Origin of the sequence: Lachnoclostridium phytofermentans ISDg, from assembly GCF_000018685.1 — a bacterium.
In the GTDB taxonomy this organism is placed as follows: Bacteria; Bacillota; Clostridia; order Lachnospirales; family Lachnospiraceae; genus Lachnoclostridium; species Lachnoclostridium phytofermentans.
Genome location: NC_010001.1, coordinates 3,830,532 through 3,850,977 on the forward strand (window position 1 = coordinate 3,830,532; position 20,446 = coordinate 3,850,977).

The 20,446-nt window shown below is 35.3% G+C and carries 20 protein-coding genes, 1 tRNA gene and 1 pseudogene; 4 read left to right on the plus strand and 18 right to left on the minus strand.

The genetic code is table 11. The features are described 5' to 3' along the window. Positions 1–23: 23 nt before the first annotated feature. From CPHY_RS20990 to CPHY_RS16295, 9 genes are all read right to left on the minus strand, one after another. A complete protein-coding gene (locus tag CPHY_RS20990) occupies positions 24–524 on the minus strand; it encodes a GNAT family N-acetyltransferase (RefSeq protein ID WP_012201141.1) in 501 nt (166 codons plus the stop codon). 155 nt (positions 525–679) lie between these two features. Then, the gene (locus CPHY_RS16260; RefSeq protein WP_012201142.1) at positions 680–1,117 is read right to left on the minus strand and encodes an NUDIX domain-containing protein; all 438 of its coding nucleotides are present in this window, start codon (positions 1,115–1,117) and stop codon (positions 680–682) included. A gap of 21 nt (positions 1,118–1,138) precedes the next feature. Next, positions 1,139–1,525: a VOC family protein gene (locus tag CPHY_RS16265; RefSeq protein WP_012201143.1), complete on the minus strand. Its 387-nt coding sequence runs from the start codon at positions 1,523–1,525 to the stop codon at positions 1,139–1,141. Positions 1,526–2,010: 485 nt separating this feature from the next. Next, entirely contained in the window at positions 2,011–2,856 is an 846-nt protein-coding gene (locus CPHY_RS16270) for an AraC family transcriptional regulator (RefSeq protein ID WP_012201144.1), read from the minus strand. Positions 2,857–2,943: 87 nt separating this feature from the next. Beyond that, positions 2,944–3,483 carry a hypothetical protein gene (locus tag CPHY_RS16275; protein WP_012201145.1) on the minus strand — a complete coding sequence of 180 codons (540 nt, stop codon included), beginning with the start codon at positions 3,481–3,483 and terminating at the stop codon, positions 2,944–2,946. A gap of 56 nt (positions 3,484–3,539) precedes the next feature. After that, on the minus strand, positions 3,540–4,007 hold the full coding sequence (locus CPHY_RS16280; protein WP_012201146.1) for a hypothetical protein: 468 nt from the start codon (positions 4,005–4,007) through the stop codon (positions 3,540–3,542). A gap of 183 nt (positions 4,008–4,190) precedes the next feature. Next, the gene (locus CPHY_RS16285; RefSeq protein ID WP_012201147.1) at positions 4,191–4,739 is read right to left on the minus strand and encodes an epoxyqueuosine reductase; all 549 of its coding nucleotides are present in this window, start codon (positions 4,737–4,739) and stop codon (positions 4,191–4,193) included. 66 nt (positions 4,740–4,805) lie between these two features. Beyond that, positions 4,806–5,711 (minus strand): AraC family transcriptional regulator, encoded by a 906-nt coding sequence (locus tag CPHY_RS16290; RefSeq protein WP_012201148.1) that lies wholly within the window; start codon positions 5,709–5,711, stop codon positions 4,806–4,808. A gap of 832 nt (positions 5,712–6,543) precedes the next feature. Next, a complete protein-coding gene (locus CPHY_RS16295) occupies positions 6,544–7,491 on the minus strand; it encodes an adenosine deaminase (RefSeq protein WP_012201149.1) in 948 nt (315 codons plus the stop codon). A 596-nt stretch (positions 7,492–8,087) separates the two neighbouring features. Between CPHY_RS16295 and CPHY_RS16300 the strand changes: the two genes are divergently transcribed. Together CPHY_RS16300 and CPHY_RS16305 are read left to right on the plus strand one after the other, a co-directional pair. Beyond that, positions 8,088–8,969, plus strand: coding sequence for a site-specific integrase (locus CPHY_RS16300; protein ID WP_012201150.1), 882 nt, complete (start codon positions 8,088–8,090; stop codon positions 8,967–8,969). Between the two features lie 102 nt (positions 8,970–9,071). Beyond that, positions 9,072–10,388 (plus strand): tyrosine-type recombinase/integrase, encoded by a 1,317-nt coding sequence (locus tag CPHY_RS16305; protein WP_012201151.1) that lies wholly within the window; start codon positions 9,072–9,074, stop codon positions 10,386–10,388. A gap of 235 nt (positions 10,389–10,623) precedes the next feature. Here CPHY_RS16305 and CPHY_RS16310 read toward each other — a convergent pair whose 3' ends face one another. The 5 genes and pseudogenes from CPHY_RS16310 to CPHY_RS16330 all read right to left on the minus strand — a co-directional run bounded on the left by CPHY_RS16310 (position 10,624) and on the right by CPHY_RS16330 (position 14,308). Then, entirely contained in the window at positions 10,624–11,496 is an 873-nt protein-coding gene (locus CPHY_RS16310) for a hypothetical protein (protein ID WP_012201152.1), read from the minus strand. A gap of 50 nt (positions 11,497–11,546) precedes the next feature. Beyond that, positions 11,547–11,858: a RidA family protein gene (locus tag CPHY_RS16315; RefSeq protein WP_012201153.1), complete on the minus strand. Its 312-nt coding sequence runs from the start codon at positions 11,856–11,858 to the stop codon at positions 11,547–11,549. Between the two features lie 416 nt (positions 11,859–12,274). Then, positions 12,275–13,230, minus strand: a pseudogene (locus CPHY_RS16320) (reverse transcriptase domain-containing protein); the annotation flags it as partial. Between the two features lie 71 nt (positions 13,231–13,301). Next, positions 13,302–13,373, minus strand: a tRNA-Gly gene (locus tag CPHY_RS16325). A gap of 218 nt (positions 13,374–13,591) precedes the next feature. Beyond that, positions 13,592–14,308: a Crp/Fnr family transcriptional regulator gene (locus CPHY_RS16330; RefSeq protein WP_012201155.1), complete on the minus strand. Its 717-nt coding sequence runs from the start codon at positions 14,306–14,308 to the stop codon at positions 13,592–13,594. 244 nt (positions 14,309–14,552) lie between these two features. Between CPHY_RS16330 and CPHY_RS16335 the strand changes: the two genes are divergently transcribed. Then, positions 14,553–15,281 (plus strand): ATP-binding protein, encoded by a 729-nt coding sequence (locus CPHY_RS16335; protein WP_012201156.1) that lies wholly within the window; start codon positions 14,553–14,555, stop codon positions 15,279–15,281. 172 nt (positions 15,282–15,453) lie between these two features. Here the strand turns inward: CPHY_RS16335 and CPHY_RS21860 are convergent, their stop codons facing one another. Further along, complete coding sequence (locus CPHY_RS21860; RefSeq protein ID WP_157668745.1) at positions 15,454–15,615, minus strand: hypothetical protein; 162 nt, start codon at positions 15,613–15,615, stop codon at positions 15,454–15,456. Between the two features lie 725 nt (positions 15,616–16,340). Here CPHY_RS21860 and proC point away from each other — a divergent pair. Further along, complete coding sequence (gene proC, locus CPHY_RS16340; RefSeq protein ID WP_012201157.1) at positions 16,341–17,138, plus strand: pyrroline-5-carboxylate reductase; 798 nt, start codon at positions 16,341–16,343, stop codon at positions 17,136–17,138. Between the two features lie 165 nt (positions 17,139–17,303). On the opposite strand, the gene CPHY_RS16345 is transcribed toward proC, so the two are convergent. The 3 genes from CPHY_RS16345 to CPHY_RS16355 form a co-directional block, all read right to left on the minus strand. Further along, positions 17,304–18,062 (minus strand): SAM-dependent methyltransferase, encoded by a 759-nt coding sequence (locus CPHY_RS16345; RefSeq protein WP_012201158.1) that lies wholly within the window; start codon positions 18,060–18,062, stop codon positions 17,304–17,306. A gap of 317 nt (positions 18,063–18,379) precedes the next feature. Continuing rightward, positions 18,380–18,826: an RbsD/FucU family protein gene (locus CPHY_RS16350; RefSeq protein ID WP_012201159.1), complete on the minus strand. Its 447-nt coding sequence runs from the start codon at positions 18,824–18,826 to the stop codon at positions 18,380–18,382. Between the two features lie 148 nt (positions 18,827–18,974). After that, on the minus strand, positions 18,975–20,444 hold the full coding sequence (locus tag CPHY_RS16355; RefSeq protein ID WP_012201160.1) for a rhamnulokinase: 1,470 nt from the start codon (positions 20,442–20,444) through the stop codon (positions 18,975–18,977). Positions 20,445–20,446 lie beyond the last annotated feature (2 nt).

The window sequence follows — 20,446 nt, forward strand, 5'->3', positions numbered from 1 at the left end:
GAAATGAAAGTTATTGTAAATCATTAGATTTCAAATTTAAATTTGATTTCTGTATTTGTAATGTTTTTCAATTCATTTATATTAATTATGACACCGCCCATAGCTTCATAAAATTTCTGACCATTTACATTTTCTGTGTTACAAGAAACAATAAACTCATTGTAACCATTTGCTTTAACAGTATCGCGTGCTACATTCATTAACAATCTACCAATGCCTCTTCTCTGGTACTCCTTTAAAATATAAAGTAATCCCAGCTCTTGCTTATAGTCCATATACGGTTTGAATGGTGTACCAATGTCCATAAAGCCTATTACTTTTTCTCTATCCAAGGTAACAAATAATTTGATATTAGGGTTATCTATGATTTTCTTAAATGTATTTACATTTCTTTCAACGTCAAAGTTATCAAGACTTTCATCAGAATAAATACCCCGATACGTTGTATTCCAGACTTGTTTTTTTACAATAGCCAAATCTAAACAATCTTTGTACTCCGCCAATCGATAGCTAATCTCTTTCATTTGGTTTTCCTCCATAACTGCTTCTAACAATTAATCCAAACAAAGAATATTCATTTCTATTAGTTAGTAATACTTAAATATCATTTCCATCGGTGACACTTAATTGTTTTAACTCAATGTCCATGCATTTCTATATTCCTTTCGTAAATACCGGCTTAAAGGATCTTCCAACACTCATCTAAAGCCCAATTCTGCATTTTTACAAATAAATTGCCTTTCAAATCTTCATAATCAACCCATTCTAGACAATGATCCTTTTCTATTGGTAATTGTTTTTGTTCCAATAATGTTCCACTATAATAAGTTTGTATTGGATGAAAATATTTAATTGTAGGATGACTACTATAATGATTACTATATGTTTCGGCTGAGCAAACACGTTTTTTAATTACAACTTCATATCCTATTTCTTCCATGCATTCCCGAATTATGCACATTTCATCACTTTCACCTTGTTCAATTCCACCACCTAACAGGAAATAACCTTTAGATGTTTTTACAACTCCAATCTTACTTTCTTTTATTGGAATAAGGTAAGCACCTTTTCTGTCTGTATATTCGACATTTATCTTTTCTCCAAATATTTTATGCATTATTGTCACCTTCAAATCTGCTTATGCAAATATGCACCACCAGACACCGTATTTATCGATTAATTCCACACCGCAAGGGCAGAAACACAATTCCCCAAATGGTGTTATAATTTCGCTTCCTTCTAGCAATGTTTCGTACGCCTTTCGCACCTTATCTTCTTGACCTTCTCCAAATTGAATACAAAACTGCATTGTATTACCTGTAACTCTTTTTTCACCACCCGCTCTGGTATCGTCATTTGCTTCACCAACTGCAATAGCTTGTCCGCAAACATTAAGCTCTCTATGTATTACTACTCCGTTTTCATCAACGTCTTGATAGCCTATCTGGGCATCAAATGCCTTTTTATAAAATTCAAAAGCCTCGTCACTACCCTTAACATAAATTTGCAATAATACTCTAAACATACAATATCCTCCTTAAGTTTGATTTTATAAGTAAAAATTATTGGTGTGGCATTTATGGGTTATAGGATTAAGGGGTTATATAGATAATTAAATCTGTAAATTACAAATACCCATGATAGGGAATTGAAATCAAATTACATTTTTTGTTATATATCACAGGTTTATTGTACCACACATAATTCAAACTATAAACTAAATTCTTCCAATTAAACAATATACATTCCATCACTTGTTTGCATCCTAAGCACTTTCCTAATTGGTGTATACTTGCATTCTGTAAACCAGAAATAAATCGAAAATTATGTATTGCACATATTAGGGCAGCAAAAAATCCCTTGAAAAAAAACAAGGGATTTTGCAAACACGAGATAGGATTCGAATAAATCCAGGCACATATGGATGTGTGCTTATTTCTTTATCAATTTTGATTCACATTTGGTAAGGGTAGTGAATCAACTTAACTTTGTATTTTGCTTATTATTGGATTATTCCTTTACAACAGGGTACCAGAGCTCATAAGTATAGTTTTCTTTCGGAAAGTCATAATCAAAATACACTTCAACATCAGGGATAGAATTATCCGCCCTTCTGTATCCGGAAGATGGGAACCATTCCTGCCATATACGATTAATTAACTCTGTTACTGTGCCCTCAGCTTCGAAAATAGCCCAAGTTGCTTCGGGAATATTAATCTGGTCTAAATCTTGCACCTCAGAATTCTTTGTTGATGTGGCTATGTAATAATCAAATGTGTGCTCACCGCCAAAGTTGGCACATAAGCCTAACAAGCCTTTTGGTTCACCATTCGATTGCTTTATGATTTTTTCATAGGTTTCTTGTGGTAAATCACGCCAGAAATGCGGTAGTAAATTTTCCACCATATCATTTCTGAATGTTTTCTTGGCTCCGACAACTTTAAAAGCCTCTTTTTTCTCGATTCTACACTTCATATTAATCTCTCCATTCAATATTATTTGGAAAGTGATGCGAGGATAAGAATTAATAAAGATTTTACGGCTTCTTGCATATTGAGGTGATACCTTATGTTGATTTTGAAAAGCTCTGTTAAATGCAGTTGGCGATGAATAACCATATTTCATGGATATATTTATAATTTTTTCATCACTATTTTGCAGTTCTAGTGCGGCAAGCGAAAGACGTCGGCGCCTGATGTATTCGCTTAACTGTATTCCTGTAACAATGAAAAACATATTTGATAGATCATTTCGAGAACATAATGCTAATTTAGCAGCATAGTCAAAATCAATTTCATTACTCAGGTTTTCTTCAATGTAATCAAGAGCTCTGTTCAATCGTATGTTCCAATCCAAATAGCACATCTCCTTTCATTTACAAGTATATCAGGAGAGAAAAGTGTAATCCTCTCTTTCGTCATCTTCTTATGAGAGGTTATTCGATTATTCTATGTACTTGTTAATAGTTTCATTGCTCCAAATATGAGCCTCTACATATCGTTCAGGTCCAAATTTACCGTCGTCATTCCAGTCTTGTGGCAAGCCGTACTTAGCTATTATATCGAGGATTTCATCATATAAATATAGTTTTTTGCGATATTCTTTGTTATCGGTTATGCGAGGACTGAATGTAGGGTGGGAGTCTCCGTATGTAAAAGATATTGATGTTAAATCGAACTCCTCTATTGGAATTTTTATATATGCACAATTTTCAAACCAAGTACTAAGCCATGGGCTATGTTCTATAACCATATAATGAGGTACTTGCCTTCTGATAATTCCACCCTTTTCCTTGAATTTTTCTCTTAATATTTCTTCATAGTATAATCGGTCTTTAATATATGTTGTTTGCCTTTTAGCACATTGGACATCAGGCTTATTTCTTTTTATTTCATCTAAAATCATTTTTGCCTCTTCAGCGGAGGTATCAGATAGATTTCTAAATGGCCCTATTGTTTTATCATAATAATGATATAGATACATTTTTAATTTACTCCTTGCTGCATGGTTCGATTAGCAACTTAAGATATTATAGGACATTATTCAATTTTTTTTAGTCCTTCAAAAAGTTCATTATACGATTTTTGATTTTTGCATCTACCATATGATAATTCTTTATTATCGCCATATTCAAGAAGAAAGCACTTTGTCAATTCTTCAACCGTTTGTTCTAATGAAATAAAGAATTGACTATATGCAAAATCATAAGCTGGTGTCCCTTCTTGAAAATTAGCAGTAATTAAAGACTCTGTAACTTGGTCAAGCGGGTACATTTTCAAATGAAACAATTCATGAACAATTACTTCTTCAAGATTTTCCTGTTTAGGATTGGCCCTATTAAGAAGTAGTAAGGCTTTTCTATCATCGCAGTCAACCTTAAAATCTCCTGTTTTTCTCCAATTGATATCATCAACAAATTCAAGCTTAATATCCCAGTCTGGGATTATACGTAATTTCTTACACCACTTTTCAAAAGACTGAATTATTTTGTTTTCATCAACCTTCATGATTACCTCCCAAATAAATACTTTATTTTTTGATTTATATCTTTTAATGGTGATTTCTTTAATTGATTCCATATCTTCTTGGGCAAATTGCTCTACACTTATTACAGTCTACTGTACCAAATCCTCTTTTGGTACTTCCATATGTATTCGCTCTACATTCCTTTTGCTTTACGCCAATTCCGTCTAAAGCTTTAACAGGACATTATTAATGCATATATTACAACTATCAATACAAAAACTTTCAGAAAGGGGATCCGACGTAATTTCTAAGTCAGTTAAAACTGCACCTATTGTCAACATATTCCCATATTGTCTGTTTATCAAAAGTGAGTTTTTTCCTATGCGTCCTAACCCCGCCTGTTCAGCAGCATGTTTCATAGAAATTAGTCCTCGACCCTCCATACTTTCTTCATCCCAGTATTCATATGGGGTATCACAAGGCAAAGGCACTGCAATTTTATCGTAATTTTTTTCTATCATAATAGCTGTTTGAAAAGCTATTTTATCAACCATCGGACAGCTTATTTCGTTAAAATGAGCGTATATTAATCTTGAATCTACATGTAATAGTCCCTTGGGTAGAGCAACAGCAAAAACGATAACTGTCTTACATTCTTCAAATATGTCTAAGGGGCGAAATCCTTTTGGCGCATTTGAAAATCTGTCAACAGATGCAAATCCACACACATCAGCTCCCAAGCTCAAAATGCAATCTCTAATTTGTTCTTTCACGTTTTACCCCCTTAGACAATGGTTTGTTTTATTTCAATGCATAAAATATTTACTTAATAATTATGCTCATTTTGTGATGCTAAGTTGCTTAACGGGAAACCACAATTCAATATAACCATATTCTTTGTCCCCACCATAAATCTCAAAATTCGCACCGGAAACTCTTTCATAATTAGCAGTAGGTAGCCATTCTGAATAGAATCTTTTTTGAAGATTTCTCAAAACTTCCATAGAACCTTCATTCCACATAAATTTTTCCGATGGAAATATGGCATATGTCTGTGAGGGTATATGTTGGATTGTATAGCCATCCGTTTTGAAGCTATCCGAAACAAAGGAACATAACATATATGGGAATGTATTTCCTTCTGTTTTCCGGTAATTTTCAACGCCATGGATTTTACATAAATCCTGAGAAATAAATTTTGGTAAATCCCCTGATGCATTAAATAGTCTTTCGTAATCACCATTTTGATGCGACTTTCGCCATAATTCAGCAGGGCTCACAAAACTATCTTCTCCTGATAAAGATGCAACTGTTTCGATTCCAAAAACATCAAAAGCTTCTTTTGTTTCAATTCTGTAATTCATTTCTTTCTCTCCTTTAATTGAAATTTGAAAGGAGATTTTGGGATAAGCTTTCAATTCTACGCCTGATTGTTTAGCTTCATTAGGTGTAATACCATGAATATTTGAAAACGCCCTGGAAAAAGAAACTGTCGAGTCATATCCATATTTCAATGCTACATCAATTACTTTAGCATTAGTATTTTGTAATTCTATTGCCGCTTGTGTTAAACGTCTTCTACGTATATATTCGGCTATTGGCACATCTGTAATAAAAGAGAACATACGCTGAAAATTATATGATGAACAACAAGCTTTTTGGGCTACTATTGTAAAATCAATATCCTCAGTTAGATTATTTTCAATATAATCAAGAGCCGCATTCATTTTCGTTAACATATCCATATAATCCCCTCCTTTCAACTAAAGTCTATCATTATGAATTTCTTAAGTAGCAACTATTTATGCACAATTTCGTTCTGTATTATATAAATATTCCGTACTACAAATTACATTTTATCACTCTATCCAATCTTACCATAATATCACAGAGAACAAAATTCTTTTTTAAAAAAGCATACATTCTTACTCCAAAGTGTATCCCTACTCTCATCTGCCTACGTTCAAGCATTTAAAAACAAAAAATCTCTTGAAATTAAAGGGATGTAAGAAGCATTGAAATTAACATATAGTCAAACATGATTTAAGAAAGTGGAATCGAAACAACGAAGGCACATTCTATGCATGGATATTCGTATTATTGAAACATGGATGAATGCAAAACATCCCAGCCCCACGAAGAGCGAGCAGGTCAGTTGTTAAACTGCCCTAGCATTACACGAGAAGGACTACCGCAAGTCGATTAAGTAACGCTGGAATGCCACTGGATATGATACGGGATATTTTCGGACAAGTCGATTAGAAGACTACACTTAGGTATATTTATAATCCGAATACAGAACAAGAGAATCTAAAAATCATGAGTAAAGCATTATCAAAAGAGTAGTGCACATACGATGCACATATCAGCGCATCAAAAAATCCCTTGAAAATCAAGGGATTTCGTAAGCACGAGACGGGATTCGAATTCTACCCCCTCGAAAAAATACTAATAGAAAGGGACTTTCCGGCACATCCAATTTTTACGTACTCAAGTACGTACTCAAAATCAAATAACAATTATTCTAAAAAATTGTGACGCTTTAGATAAAGATTGCAAATCAAGTTAGCATTCTTATCACACATAGTTATTTATTTCTTTCAGTCCTATTTCACGTATATCATCTAATTCTTCAACTGTCATTAATTTAGCTTCATAAAGGTTTAAATATTCCTGTGAAACGGTTTGATTAAAAATCAATAAATCATCTGTATTAATCGTAACCGGTATTCCATAATCATACAATTTTCTTATAGGGTGGACATCATATCCTTTTACCACCCCCAGCATTACATTGCTTGAGGGGCAAATGTTTAATTGAACCCTGTTATCTGCTAACCATTTCATAATAAGAGGAGATGTTACCGCTGCAATTCCATGATGGACTTCATCAAGTTCTAATTCTTCGACAGCCTCCATCACATCATTAGCGGTGCCAAATTCACCTACATGCGCTTTCAGTCTTAGTCCTGAATCTTTCGCTTTTCTGTATATCTTTTTAAAATTCTTTATCGGTTGAGCAAATTCATCATTACAAATATCAAGGGACTTAAACCAATGAAATGACAATATTTCATCAAGTCGAGAGTAGGTATTATCAACATCACAACAAGCTCGGTTGAAGGTTAATTCAGGTAAAAATATCGTTGACGGAGCTAACCTTTGCTTGAAAGTATTCATCGTCTGTATGAATAAACCTAAATCCATACCACCAATTTTATTAGCTTCATCCGTCTCCAAACTCATTGCCAATACATGTATATTATCATCATAAGCTTGTACGAAAGCTGCCTCAAGGCGCTTTAAATAAGTACAATGAACTTTTATGTTATCAGTAAACCAAGAATGCATATGGAACATAGATTCAAATACAGCTGGAGGCTGGTCGATTTTTATATTTGTCTGGGATGCGATATAGTTAACATTCCCTCCGCACCCAGCATGATTATGTAAATCACTCTTGGGAATAGAACTTAACTCTAAAAGATTATTATTTTGTAAACATGTTTTGAATTCATGTATCATTTCCACACCTCGCGTTCTTATTAGAAAAATTTTTACTTCACCATATGTAACAATTATGAAAAGCTCGATATTACATTATCTGTAAAATTATGTGCTTCATAGCTCACGAAATCTCTGAACATATCAATAACTTTACCTATTATAACATTCTTTTTTGCGATTGCCAACATATTCCAATAACGGTTACACATCACATTTTGATTAAAAATGTATGGGTAAACGGTTATTGGGATTTTTTATGCCATTTTTCAGATATTGAGCAAATGGTTTAATCATATTTAGATTATCAAAGACGAAGGGAGAAACAAACAAATTGAGTTTTGTTAATTTAATTTAACAAAACAAAATGAGTTGAAAGGATGATGAAAACATCCTTGTACTTAATTATCATCTCAAAAGGAGATTTCACCATGCGACTCCGCCAAAGAAGCATGGCAGGGAATGAAAGAACCCTTTATTAAATTTCTTTCTGGAACACAGAGTGTTTCGTGGCAAAACAATCGTCCATAAGATTGTAAAAAGAGTGGGTTGTGCTTAGCTTTAACAGATACCCATTGTTTATATTTTGAACACGAAAAAGTGAGAAAGGAATTATTATGTCGCACAAGAACAAAAAATCTCTAGTTGACCAAGTGAAGCAATCTTTGGACAGTAAGCTTGCGATTGGTCGTTCCAAACATCAGGATAAGCTCTCTGAAAATGAGAGAAAAGAAATTACATCAAATTATATTTATAGCTGGGAGACATATCGTAGTTATCTGAAGCACGGTTGTTATTTCGTTCTCTGGTGCAAAGATAAATATCGCTGTAAAACCTTAGAACAATGTAGAAGCTATGCTGATGAGTGGCTGGAAAGCAGGAAAGCTCTCTCTGCAAGTACACAGAAGTTAGAAGCAAGCTCCCTCGCCAAGATCTTCGGATGTTCTACCACTGAATTTATAAAAACAGATGAGAGATTAAGAGCAAATATCAAAAGAAGTCGTGGTACTAAGAAACGGGATGCACATTTCTCTGAAACAAAGAATAAGGAACTTGTTGAATTCTGCCGCGCCACTGGATTAAGACGTGCAGAAGTTTCCGCTTTGATGGGAAACTGTCTGAAAGAAGAGGATGGAATGTACTATATTATCGTCCGTTCTGGTTCGAAAGGCGGGAAATATCGTGAAGTGCCAGTAATAGGGGATGTTGACTTAGTAGTCCAGAAAATGAATGAAGCCGAAAATAACAAGGTATGGAATAAGATACATAATGCAGCTGATATACATTCCTACCGTGGTGATTATGCAACCGCTATTTATCTTGCTAATGCTAGACCGCTTGACCAGATACCAAAGTGTGACCGTTATTATTGCCGGAAGGATAAGAAGGGAGTCTGGTATGACAAAGAGGCGATGAAACTCACATCAAAGGCACTCGGACATAACAGAATCAGCGTCATTGCTGAACATTACCTGAATAATTCCTTGTTTTCAAAATAATCTTGCATATTTAAATTGAGGCATAGAAACAAAAATAACAAACAAAAATTAATAAATCATAACAAACAAAAATGCCATCTTATTCTAAAGTGAGGCATTTTTATGAAACAAATCAGTCCGGAAGAGAAAAAACTTTTGCAAGAATACTTTACCTGCGGTACAATGAAGTCGGATGAGCTGGAAAGTATAGTGAAAGAAATGAAGAAAGAAAAAGTTTTAAAGAAGCATCCATACAAGATTACACCGCCGATTAAGGACGGTGGACGCTGGATGACTTATATCCTTGATACAGAGGTAAATAAAAGAGTCAAGATTACTTCCTACACCGAGGATGGGATATATCAGAAACTATATAAGATTTATTTTCCAGTAAAGAAAGAAACCTTGGAAATTCTGTATCCCCTGTGGATTGAGAAACGTAAGGGCATGAACCTGAGTAGCAGAACGATTCAAAGAAACCGAAATCATTGGGAGAAGTATTACGAAGACACTAAAATTGTTAGAAAGTCCATTGACAGAATAACAGTCGAGGATATCGAAGATTTCTTTCACAGTTGTATCAGTGATTATGATATGACTAAGAAAGATTTGGATAATATGAAGCTGATTTTCAAAGACCTGATGAAATATGCCAAGAAAAAAGGATTAATCTTATCCAATCCATATGATGATATCGAAATCAAATTGAATGGATGTAAACCGCCGAATAATCCCAAGGATGAAAGCAGGGTCTATCTCCCAGAAGAAAAGGAGAAGCTCTTTCTTCAGCTGAACAAGCGGTTAATGCAGATGCCTTTTGAGACCGATGCCTATGTTGTATTTCTTCTCTTCAAGCTTGGGCTTAGAATTGGAGAAGCTGTGGCGCTGAAATGGGTGGATATTGACTGGGAAGCCAGAGAAATACATATTCATCGGATGGAAAGTCGTGTTGAAGATGAAAACGGGAAACTCAAAGTAGCCATCTGTGAGTATACGAAGAAGAAAAGCCCTGCTGGTGACCGGTATCTCCCTTTAAGTGATTATGAAATTAATCTGTTTCAGGCGGTTAAGCGTATCAATGAAGAAGCTGGATATTCAGATGGGGATTTTATTTTCTGCGATAAAGAAGGCAGAACCAAGATTCGCGAGGTCGATAACTGTATCCGTGCTCAGTGCAGACGTGCAGGAATTGAAGTGAAATCTGCTCATGATATTCGCAGAACGGTAGCATCAGAAATGAGAAGAAAAAAAGTGGAAATTGAAGACATTCAATGGTATCTTGGTCACAATGATGAAGCTACCACTCGTACCTACATACTGAATAACCAAGGAAAGCAGAAGACATCAGAACAAATTGTGAATGCTCTTTCAGAGATGAACGGAAGTGACGTACTCATGGGTACTCAAAACTCCGGAAATGAAAAATCGCCAGAAGCCTGATAAATAAAGGACTTCTGACGAATTAAGTTAAGCGCGAGACGGGATTCGAACCAAAATCCTATCCTACAAATACTGAAAAGAAAGGGGTTCCATCCACTTCTGATTTATGTGCACATAATAGTGCACATATTTTTTTATGAATTTTAAAAGACTCTTTCAAAATCAATGCGACAAATTGGAATTTGTCGCTCACATTTATATAATTTTTTATTCTTAAAATCAGAAATCCTAATGCTTAATTTCTACGATGCTTTTCTGAGAGCAACGCATATAATGTCACCCATTTATTGGGGTTACCCACTTTGCCTACATTGAAATAGGGTTCAGCGAAAGACTTGCTAAGTATATATTTGCCTTCGCTGTCTTTTTTACTATCCAATAACGCCCAAGCTTTTTCGCAATTAGGGTGATTCGCCGCGCCAAGAATCGAAAGTCCGTACATAATCATTTGCAAACCTATGTGAACATGGTCAATAGGATAAAATGTTCCCGACATTTCTTCAATAATAACTTTTTCGTAGTCATCAGGGCGGAATGCGACATGGTAGTTTATATAGAACTCTGTCAAAAGTTCAAACTGTGGTAAAACAACGCTAATCTTTTTTAGTTCCGCCGCCAGTAAAAGATATGTGGTTGTTTGTCTATAACAACCCATTTCCGGTAACTTAGAGTCGTTTGTTTTCTTGGTCTTGTCCAAACATCTAAATGTGCCGTCTTCGCGTATTGTTGAAAAGGCCAAAGATATTTGTTCTTTCACCCACGAATGTTCGTAATATCCGAGTGACACTAGATTTCTTAACAGCAATATTTTAGCACACTTCATACTAAGATTCATATTCTTGATGATACGTTCAATGTAGCCATCAACAGGAACATCTACACGTGTCAAGCCAATTTCCGCGAGTGTACAAAAAGCGTTTATATCTTCCCATTTATTATTAAGTTTGAACTTATCCATAATCAAACTTACCGTATCTGAAACTAATAAACTGTCATAAGCCTTTATAACTTCAGGTTCGTCTTTTTTCATACACAAAAGCTCTGTCATTGCACGATATTTCACTTCCGGAGTTTCATCTTCAAGAATCCAATTTCTAATATTATTCATTGATGTGTCCCTTTCTATAAGCAATTGCATCAATTTGAAAAAGAATTCCATCACCCTGCAAATTCTGTTTGTATTGACTTTCTTGCTGGATATTTCCCGTCAAATCTTTTTTTAATAACTTTTTTCATGATTGGTATATCCCATATATTTTTAAACAAAGCGTCGAATTTTACTACCGATTCCAATGTTAATCCGATAGAACTCAATCTTTTGCTTAAATGGTCAAAGGCACCGTTAATTTGATTTTCAATCGGTTGCCCAATATTCCCCACGCAGTAGCTCATAAACAAAAAATCACCCGCTTCGACCATACCAGAGTGTGCCCATTGGTCGTTTACATCATACCTTATAATTTCTGACATATCATATCCTCCTTATATAAATTTCCACTTCATGTTTAATAACAAAATCAATCCATATAATCTCATCGACAAATTCAAATTTATTTGTATATTATTAAATCATAATACCATATTGAATAATATAAATAAATAATATTTTCCAATAATAACTGTGTACACTAATCATCATAGTGTATTCTCTACACTTCCTCGGAAAAGTGTATACTTTCTTTTTGATTATAATTAATTAATTCGTTTATTAACTCTGAAAAGGCAATTTAAAAAGCGTGGAAAAACATCCATCAAGAATGAAAAGATATGTGAAATGTATCATAAACGATGTAATATCCACTTCGGAGAGGTGGAATCGAGTAGGAGGCGGTGACTAACCGCCGTCCTCTCACAGCACCGTGCGTACCGTTCGGTACATGGCGCTTTCAATAGTTGACGTGCACTGACTGATATGCATTGGCTAAGTCATAAAGCCACTGTGTATCAGTCTTTCTTTTGTTAAAGCTATATTGACCGCCACTATATGTGTCACAAACCAATAACCTCTCCGGCTATTAGCCGTTTTATATGCCAAGTCTTTGGATACTCCAAGTTTTAAGAGGTTTCTCATCTTTGTCTTAGACCTCTTCCATTGCTTCCAAATACACATTCGAATCCGATGGTAGAGCCAACCATTGATGTCCTCAATAGGGTTCTTCATACTTGCTATTCCGTAATAGTTAAGCCATCCTCTAGCATACACCTTTATCTTTTCTAATGCTGGTCTTATACTCTGAACCGACCTTCGGGAAGAAAGTTCTCTCAGCTTGGATTTAAACTTCTTCCATGACTTCGGATGAACTCTGACATATATGCCATTTCCGTTCCTTCCCAATACAAAGCCAAGGAATTTAAAATTTCGGATTGCAAACACACTAACCACACGACTTTTATCTTTATTCACCGTTAACTTAAGCTTACCTTCAAGATAATTCGTGCTTGTCTCCAAAAGTCTCTTTGCGGCTCTCTCGCTCTTTGCTAACAGAACAATATCATCTGCATAACGTACAAACGGAACACCTCTCTTTTGGAACTCTTGGTCAAACTCATTGAGATAAACATTTGCCAATAGTGGTGACAGATTTCCGCCTTGTGGCGAACCTTCCTCTGTGTCCATGACTATACCGTTTTCCATGACACCGCTCTTAAGATACCTCTTTATCCATTGTATTACCCTTTCATCCTTCACATTTCTTCGAAGTATGTTCAGTAACAACTCATGATTTAAGGTATCGAAGTACTTTGAAAGGTCTAGTGATACCGCATAGCGATAACCCTCTTGTGCATACTCTTTTACCTTAATTATAGCCTCTTTCGCACTTCTTCCCGGGCGATAACCGTAAAAAGTAGTGTGCACATAAGTGCACATATTTACAAAACAAAAAATCCCTTGAAAAATCAAGGGATAAAGTAAGCACGAGACGGGATTCGAACCCGCGACCCTCGCCTTGGCAAGGCGATACTCCACCACTGAGCCACTCGTGCATTTCATATTCTATGTATTCGGTATTTGCCGAATGCAAGATATATAATACTATAGGTTTGTGGTTTTGTCAATGCTCTTTTCGAACTTTTTCATCTACCACTTTGTGGAATTTAATTGTGTAATTAAATTCCACCCCTAATAATCCTATAGACGAATTCTATCAATGCTAACAGTTAATTACTTATTCAAATTTCAGAAAAATATATACTATTATTAATTACTCCAATTGCTCTTTTAACAACCTAAAATCACTTCGATCAAAATCGATTAATCCTTCATCTTTTAACTTACTTAATTCATTTGACATGGCACTACGGTCAACACATAAGTAGTCTGCTAATTCCTGACGGTTAAATGGTACTTTAAATATTTTACTATTACTCTTAGCTGCCTGTTCCGATAAGTAAGATAATAGTTTCTCTCTTGTAGAGCGTTTTGTCATATGTTCCATCTTCTGTGTTAATAATACATTTTTTACAGCAAGAATTTTCATCATATTATGAATTAAGCTAGTATGAAAATAACAGGAACTAGAGCATGTCGTTACTATACGACGATAATCAAGAAACATTACAGTACAGTCTGTAATGGCTACAACCTGGAATGGTAACCGCTGTGCCCCTGCACAGGCAAAGGCCTCAGCAAACATATCACCAACCTCAAGATTTGATAAAATATTACGATTTCCCATAATATCTTCACGAATGATCTGTCCTCTACCAGTCAATATAATTCCAAGTTGAGAGATGACCTCTCCTGCTCTTAAAATAGTCTCATTTTTTAAAAATTTCTTTTTACTTGCTTGAAGGCAACCAAGCATACCTCCGATGTCATTCTGTTCAATTCCTTCAAATAAAGAAATATTAGTTAATAATTCGATATAGGAACTAACATCCATTGGAACAACATCTTTTATTCTGTCCTTATTCTCCATCAAAAACCTGTCCCCTTTCTGGTTAATAATCTAACTTTATATTTCTCTTTCATGTCGACTTTATATTTTCTCATTCATGTCGAGTTGACACAGCAAGATATCCTTACTACAATAATACAATAAGAATAACTTATAATTGTTGTTTTTACAACAGACATTTTTATTTTGTTAACTTATATTATATACATAACATATTTCAAGTTTACGTATAACGATTTATAGCATATATTTTGGGAGGAATATTATGATTAGAACAATCATTAGAATTGATGAAGATGCTTGCAACGGATGTGGATTATGTGCTAATGCCTGTAAAGAAGGCGCTATCGCTATTATAAATGGAAAGGCAAAGTTAATACGTGATGATTATTGTGATGGTCTTGGAAACTGTCTGCCAGTATGCCCTACCGGAGCTATAACATTTGAGGAAAGAGATACTTTAGCTTTTGATGAAGAAGCAGTGCAGAAACATATGGATACCTTATCAATGGGTAATAACCAATTAGAAAATGAGACTTCAAAAGAAGCAAAGCCATGTGGATGTCCTTCTAGTGCAGCAAAAGTTCTATCCCATAACACTGCAATGGATCATGATATCGAAATAGAGAGTAATTTACGCCAATGGCCAGTTCAAATTAAATTAGTTCCCGTAAATGCACCTTACTTTGAGCAAGCAAATCTATTAATTGCAGCAGACTGTACAGCTTATGCTTATGGAAATTTCCATAACAAGTTTATGAAGAATCGTATCACTTTGATTGGATGCCCAAAGCTTGATGGGGTAGATTATACCGAAAAACTTACTGCAATACTTGAAAATAATAATATTAAGAGTGTTCATGTAGTTCGTATGGAAGTTCCTTGCTGCAGAGGTATTGAAATGGCTGTAAAACAAGCTCTACAAGCAAGCGGAAAGTTTATTCCATGGCAAATAACTGTAATTGGAACAGACGGATCCATTTTAGAAGATTAATCAAATTTATTAGAATATTAAGATAAAACTTTCTTTCTCCTACAAGACAACAAGCTGTTATCAATCTCATTTCCTTTGATAACAGCTTGTTGTTTATACTTTTCTAAATACTTCTTCATAATAAATAGACCATGTGTCCCTAAGCCCAATATTATACACTTGAGCTTTGGTTCTATTTTGACTGTCCTCTTACTCCAACGGAGCTTTTATTAATTACTTGATTATTTCGTCCTTTACTATTACTATTCTTTCCATTGGCTCCTGTAAAGGAATTCGCATTTTTTGACTTAAATATCTGACTTAAATCCACTTGATTTTTATTCTTACTTCCCATACAAATACCTCCTCATATAGCTCATATTCATATAATTATAGAATAAATGGCTTCACCAATCTAGGTTCTCAGGTTCTATCTTCAGACGAAGAGACTTTATCTTGGCGAATACACTTCTCTCTGCCGTACCCACAGGGTGAGTGCGTATCCCTGATGGTTTTAATGTATAGCTAATTGCAGAGCAACTTCGCATATATTAAAAAAGCACTTCTGAAAATTACAGAAATGCTGTCGTTCCTCTTACATTCACTAATCCATCATCCCTTGTTAAGAATGGTTTATAGCAAAATGATATCCACTTGTGAACAACAAACATTCTGAGTCAATATATGTACGATTTTTTATCATGTTGTTCACCCCTTTCGACAAACGAGAAAAAGTACGCTTCACGAGCTTGTCCTTAATAATGTCATTTTTTACTACTATACTACCTTCATTTTTTGATGTCAAGTGTTTCTTCCTTGTCAAAAGAATTCCCTTTGAAATACAGGAAATTATGGTATAATGTCGATAGACATTATACTAGCCATGCAAAGTGAGCGCACAAAAATACCGCAAATTGAGTACACATAATAAGCGCAAAGCGCTGCTTACTATATGAGCTTACGAATATGGTATAATAGTAAATAAAAATAAGAAAGTAGAATTCATTCCGATAAAATAAAGAAGTATTCTGCGTTATTTACCAATCTACAAGATATTATGAAATCTTAGGAGGACCAAACATGAAACTCGGATTTATTGGCTGTGGCAATATGGCAACAGCTATGATTAGTGGCATGATAAATAATCATATCGTAGAGGCTACCGATATTATCGCATCAGACGCCTCATTACAATCACTTAAAAATGCGGAAGAAAAATTAGGTATTCTTACTACCTCAGATAACCTAACTGTAGCAACAAGTGTAGATGTACTTTTTCTTTCTGTGAAACCTCAATTTTATGAGACTGTGATCAAAGAAATTGCACAAGATATAAAGAAAAGTACCATTATAGTTACTATCGCAGCTGGACAAAGTTTAAAAAGGGTAGAGTCTTTATTTGAACGTACCTTAAAATTAATCCGTACTATGCCAAACACCCCTGCATTAGTTTCCGAAGGTATTACAGCAGTATGTCGAAATGATCAGGTGACGGAAGAAGAATTTACCCTTGTTATGAACCTTTTACGTGGTTTTGGTATTGCTGAAGAGGTTCCAGAACACCTAATGGACGCTGTAGTTGCAGTAAGCGGTAGTTCACCTGCATATGTCTTTATCTTAATAGAAGCAATGGCAGATGCTGCTGTTGCTGAAGGTATGCCAAGAGATAAAGCTTATCGTTTTGCTGCTCAGGCCGTACTCGGAAGTGCAAAGATGGTTCTTGAAACAGGTATGCATCCAGGCGCTCTAAAAGATATGGTATGTTCTCCTGGAGGAACTACAATTGATGCTGTCCAAAGTTTAGAAAAGACTGGATTCCGAAGCAGTATCATGGAGGCAATGAAAGTCTGCGCTGAGAAGTCTAGGAAATTATCCTAGTACAAGATATAATAACAATACCCCTCCATTTGCTACTAGGCTTTTATCTTTCAGCTTAGTCGTAAATGGAGGGGTTTGTTAAATGAAGACTTTCATCATATCACACAAGTTTCAAAATCGATAGGAATAAATCCAAATACGGTTTTTTTATATGAATACTAACAATTAAAACTTAGTCCCGACTACTCTACAAAAAGAGAAAATCCCATCATCTGCAAGAAGCATCTCAACATCCCCACTTCTCCTCAACATCCCAGCATCTTTTAATGTTTTATCCCATAATAGCCAATTTTCATATCCATTCGGCATCGTATCTGCTACCTCAACCTTTAATTGGTCAGAATGTTCCCATAATTTGCGCCACCATTCTGGTGTATGGTGCGTATACAGATAAGGTTCCCAATATGGCTTTATTGACTCCGGGATTTCATCATGGAATTCTTTCAATACAGACGGAACAACAATACCTATTTGCCCATTCGGTTTTAGATAAGATAAGATTTCTTCCAGATACATTTCATTCGTCCCAAAATAATGGTAAGCATCTAAACTCACAATAGCATCAAAGAATCCTCTAGCAAAAGGAAGTTTCATTGCATCCGCATGGATTGGAGTTACAAGATCTTCTACTTCCATTTCTTTTATACGAAGGAAATTATCTGTGGTATGAATCCATAAATCTGTAGCATACACATTAACCCCGAATTCTTTTGCTAAGAACACCGAACTTAACCCTTTTCCACAGCCCAAGTCAAGTACTTTCATTCCTTTACTAAACTGCATTTTCTCAGATAAAAACTCAGCTAACCACATAGCGTTAGGACCCATTTCATTTTCGCTGACCCATTCAATATCATAGGCAGACGATCGTGGAAATTGTTCTAAACTTAGCATTTGTTGCACTCTTGCTATCGTTTCATTCATAGATACCTCCATTCTAGGATGAAATAATCATCTTTCGGTTTATTCAAAGGAGACGTTATAATCTTTCATGAACTCAAAAAGCACACCAAGGCTTTGTGCCGGTGTGCTTTTTCCTAATTCATGCTGTGTTACAAATTCGTTACCAGTATTCACAATTTATAGTCAAAGCGGATATTCGCAATGCGGTGCAATACTAGTACAATTTATATCACTTATTTTTAAATGTTCCGGACATTTGTTTAAGAATATTATAATACATCCTCCTAATATGTCCACTTATTTTTACCTTTTTTTGGCGTTATTCTTAAAGAAAATTTTTATTCTCCGTCGACTACAACACCTTTTTGTAGAATTATGTTAGCATATAGGGCTTTTTCCCCAGTTGCAATAATGGCATAAGCTTTTTTCGCTTCTTCGTAAAATGCAAACCTTTCAATCGAACCAATCGCTTTTTCTCCTCGTTCGTCGAACTGGCCAACAATTTTCTTATATTCCTCCCAAATTGGAGTCTCCACCGTATCACCCGGAACTTTTTCCATTAGTAAAGCCGGTTTATCAACGTAGGTATCTAGAGGAAATACAGTTAAAATAGCACTTAAGAGACTTGGGACATCATGGCCATCGCATCGTATTACAATCGCATCTTTCCCAACGGATTGTGCAGGAAAATTACCATCCGCTATCACAATTCTGTCACTGTGTCCCATTTCACATAACACTTTTAATAATTCTGGAGATAAAATTTTAGGTATTTTATTTAACATAACTGCCCTCCAATTATTCTCGTAGTGAACACTAACACTTCTTATGAAATTTTTTTCTTATTATCATTATGTTCTTCTAACAACACATCTATTTAATGATGATACACCTATTCTTTTAATGAATATGTACCACCAATCGATATTACAATTACTTACAGAGAGTTAAAAATCTCTGATATACCTCCGACCACTTATCTATCTCTTGTGGCTCATAACATATCATATCTTCGGAGTTTCGAATACATTCTCTGGCTTTTGTTAAGTCACTTATTTCACCTAACGCAATCAATTGAAGCGCAACATTTCCATAAACAGTTGCTTCCGTTGGTCCTGCAACTACCTTCTTGTTACACGCATTTGCAGTCAACTGACAAAGCATACGGCTCTTTGTACCACCACCAACCAGATAAATCGTGTCATAGTTTTTCTGTGTGCAATCCTCAATTTGCTCCATCACATAACGATATTTCATTGCCAAACTTTCGTTGATACAACGAACAAATTCACCAATTTCTTTTGGGATGCTTTGATTTGTTCTCTTACAGTAATCACAGATTCTCTCAGGTATATTGCCAGGAGCAACAAATTCAGGTGCATCTGGATCAATAAAAGCTTGAAATGGAATCGCTTTCTGTGCTTCTTTCTCAAGCTCAGAAAAAGTATAATTTAATCCTTCTCTTTCCCACTGTCTTCTGCTTTCTTGAATCAACCAAAGTCCAATAATATTTTTTAAGAAAGAAATCTTCCCACCATAACCGCCTTCATTAGTCATGTTATACTGTTTAGACTTTTCAGAAATTATCGGTTCTGAAAGTTCTGTCCCGAATAAAGACCAAGTACCACAGCTGATGAATAAGAAATCTTCCTCGATAGCAGGAACGGCCACCATAGCGCACTGTGTATCGTGACCGGCAACTGCTACCACACTGGCAGGCTTGATCATTAATTCTTCTAGAATTTCTGGCCGAATCGGAGAAAGAACTGTTCCTGGTTCTATAACTTCTGTTAAAATGTCTTCTGGTAATCCTAGCGAATGAATTATTTCCTTTGACCAAACCTTCTCCCTAGCATCAAGCATCTGGGTGGTAGAGGCAATTGTATATTCGCTTGCTTTCACACCGGTTAAGAAATAATTCAGTAAATCAGGCATTAATAGAAGTGATTTCGCTTGTGACAATAACTTTTGTCTTGAATTTTTAAGAGAAAGCAATTGAAATACAGTATTAATCTCCATAAACTGATTTCCACTCAGTTCATAAAACCTTTCTTTATCGTATTTAGAAAACGCAAGTTCAAACATTCCTTCCGTTCTTTTATCGCGATAATGTACCGGATTTTCTAACAAGTTTCCATCTTCATCTAAAAGTCCAAAATCAACACCCCAAGTATCGACTCCAACGCTGTAAAAGTCAACCTGGGATGCTTTTTGAAGTCCAATTTTTATGTCATGCATCAAACGTAATACGTCCCAATATAACGTCTGATTTAACTGCACCGGCTCATTTAAAAACCGGTGCAGTTCCTCTAACTTAATTCGTTTACCATCAAAACTTCCGAGTATCGCTCTTCCGCTAGAGGCTCCAAGGTCAATGGCTAAGACATTTTTCCCTGTTTCCATGA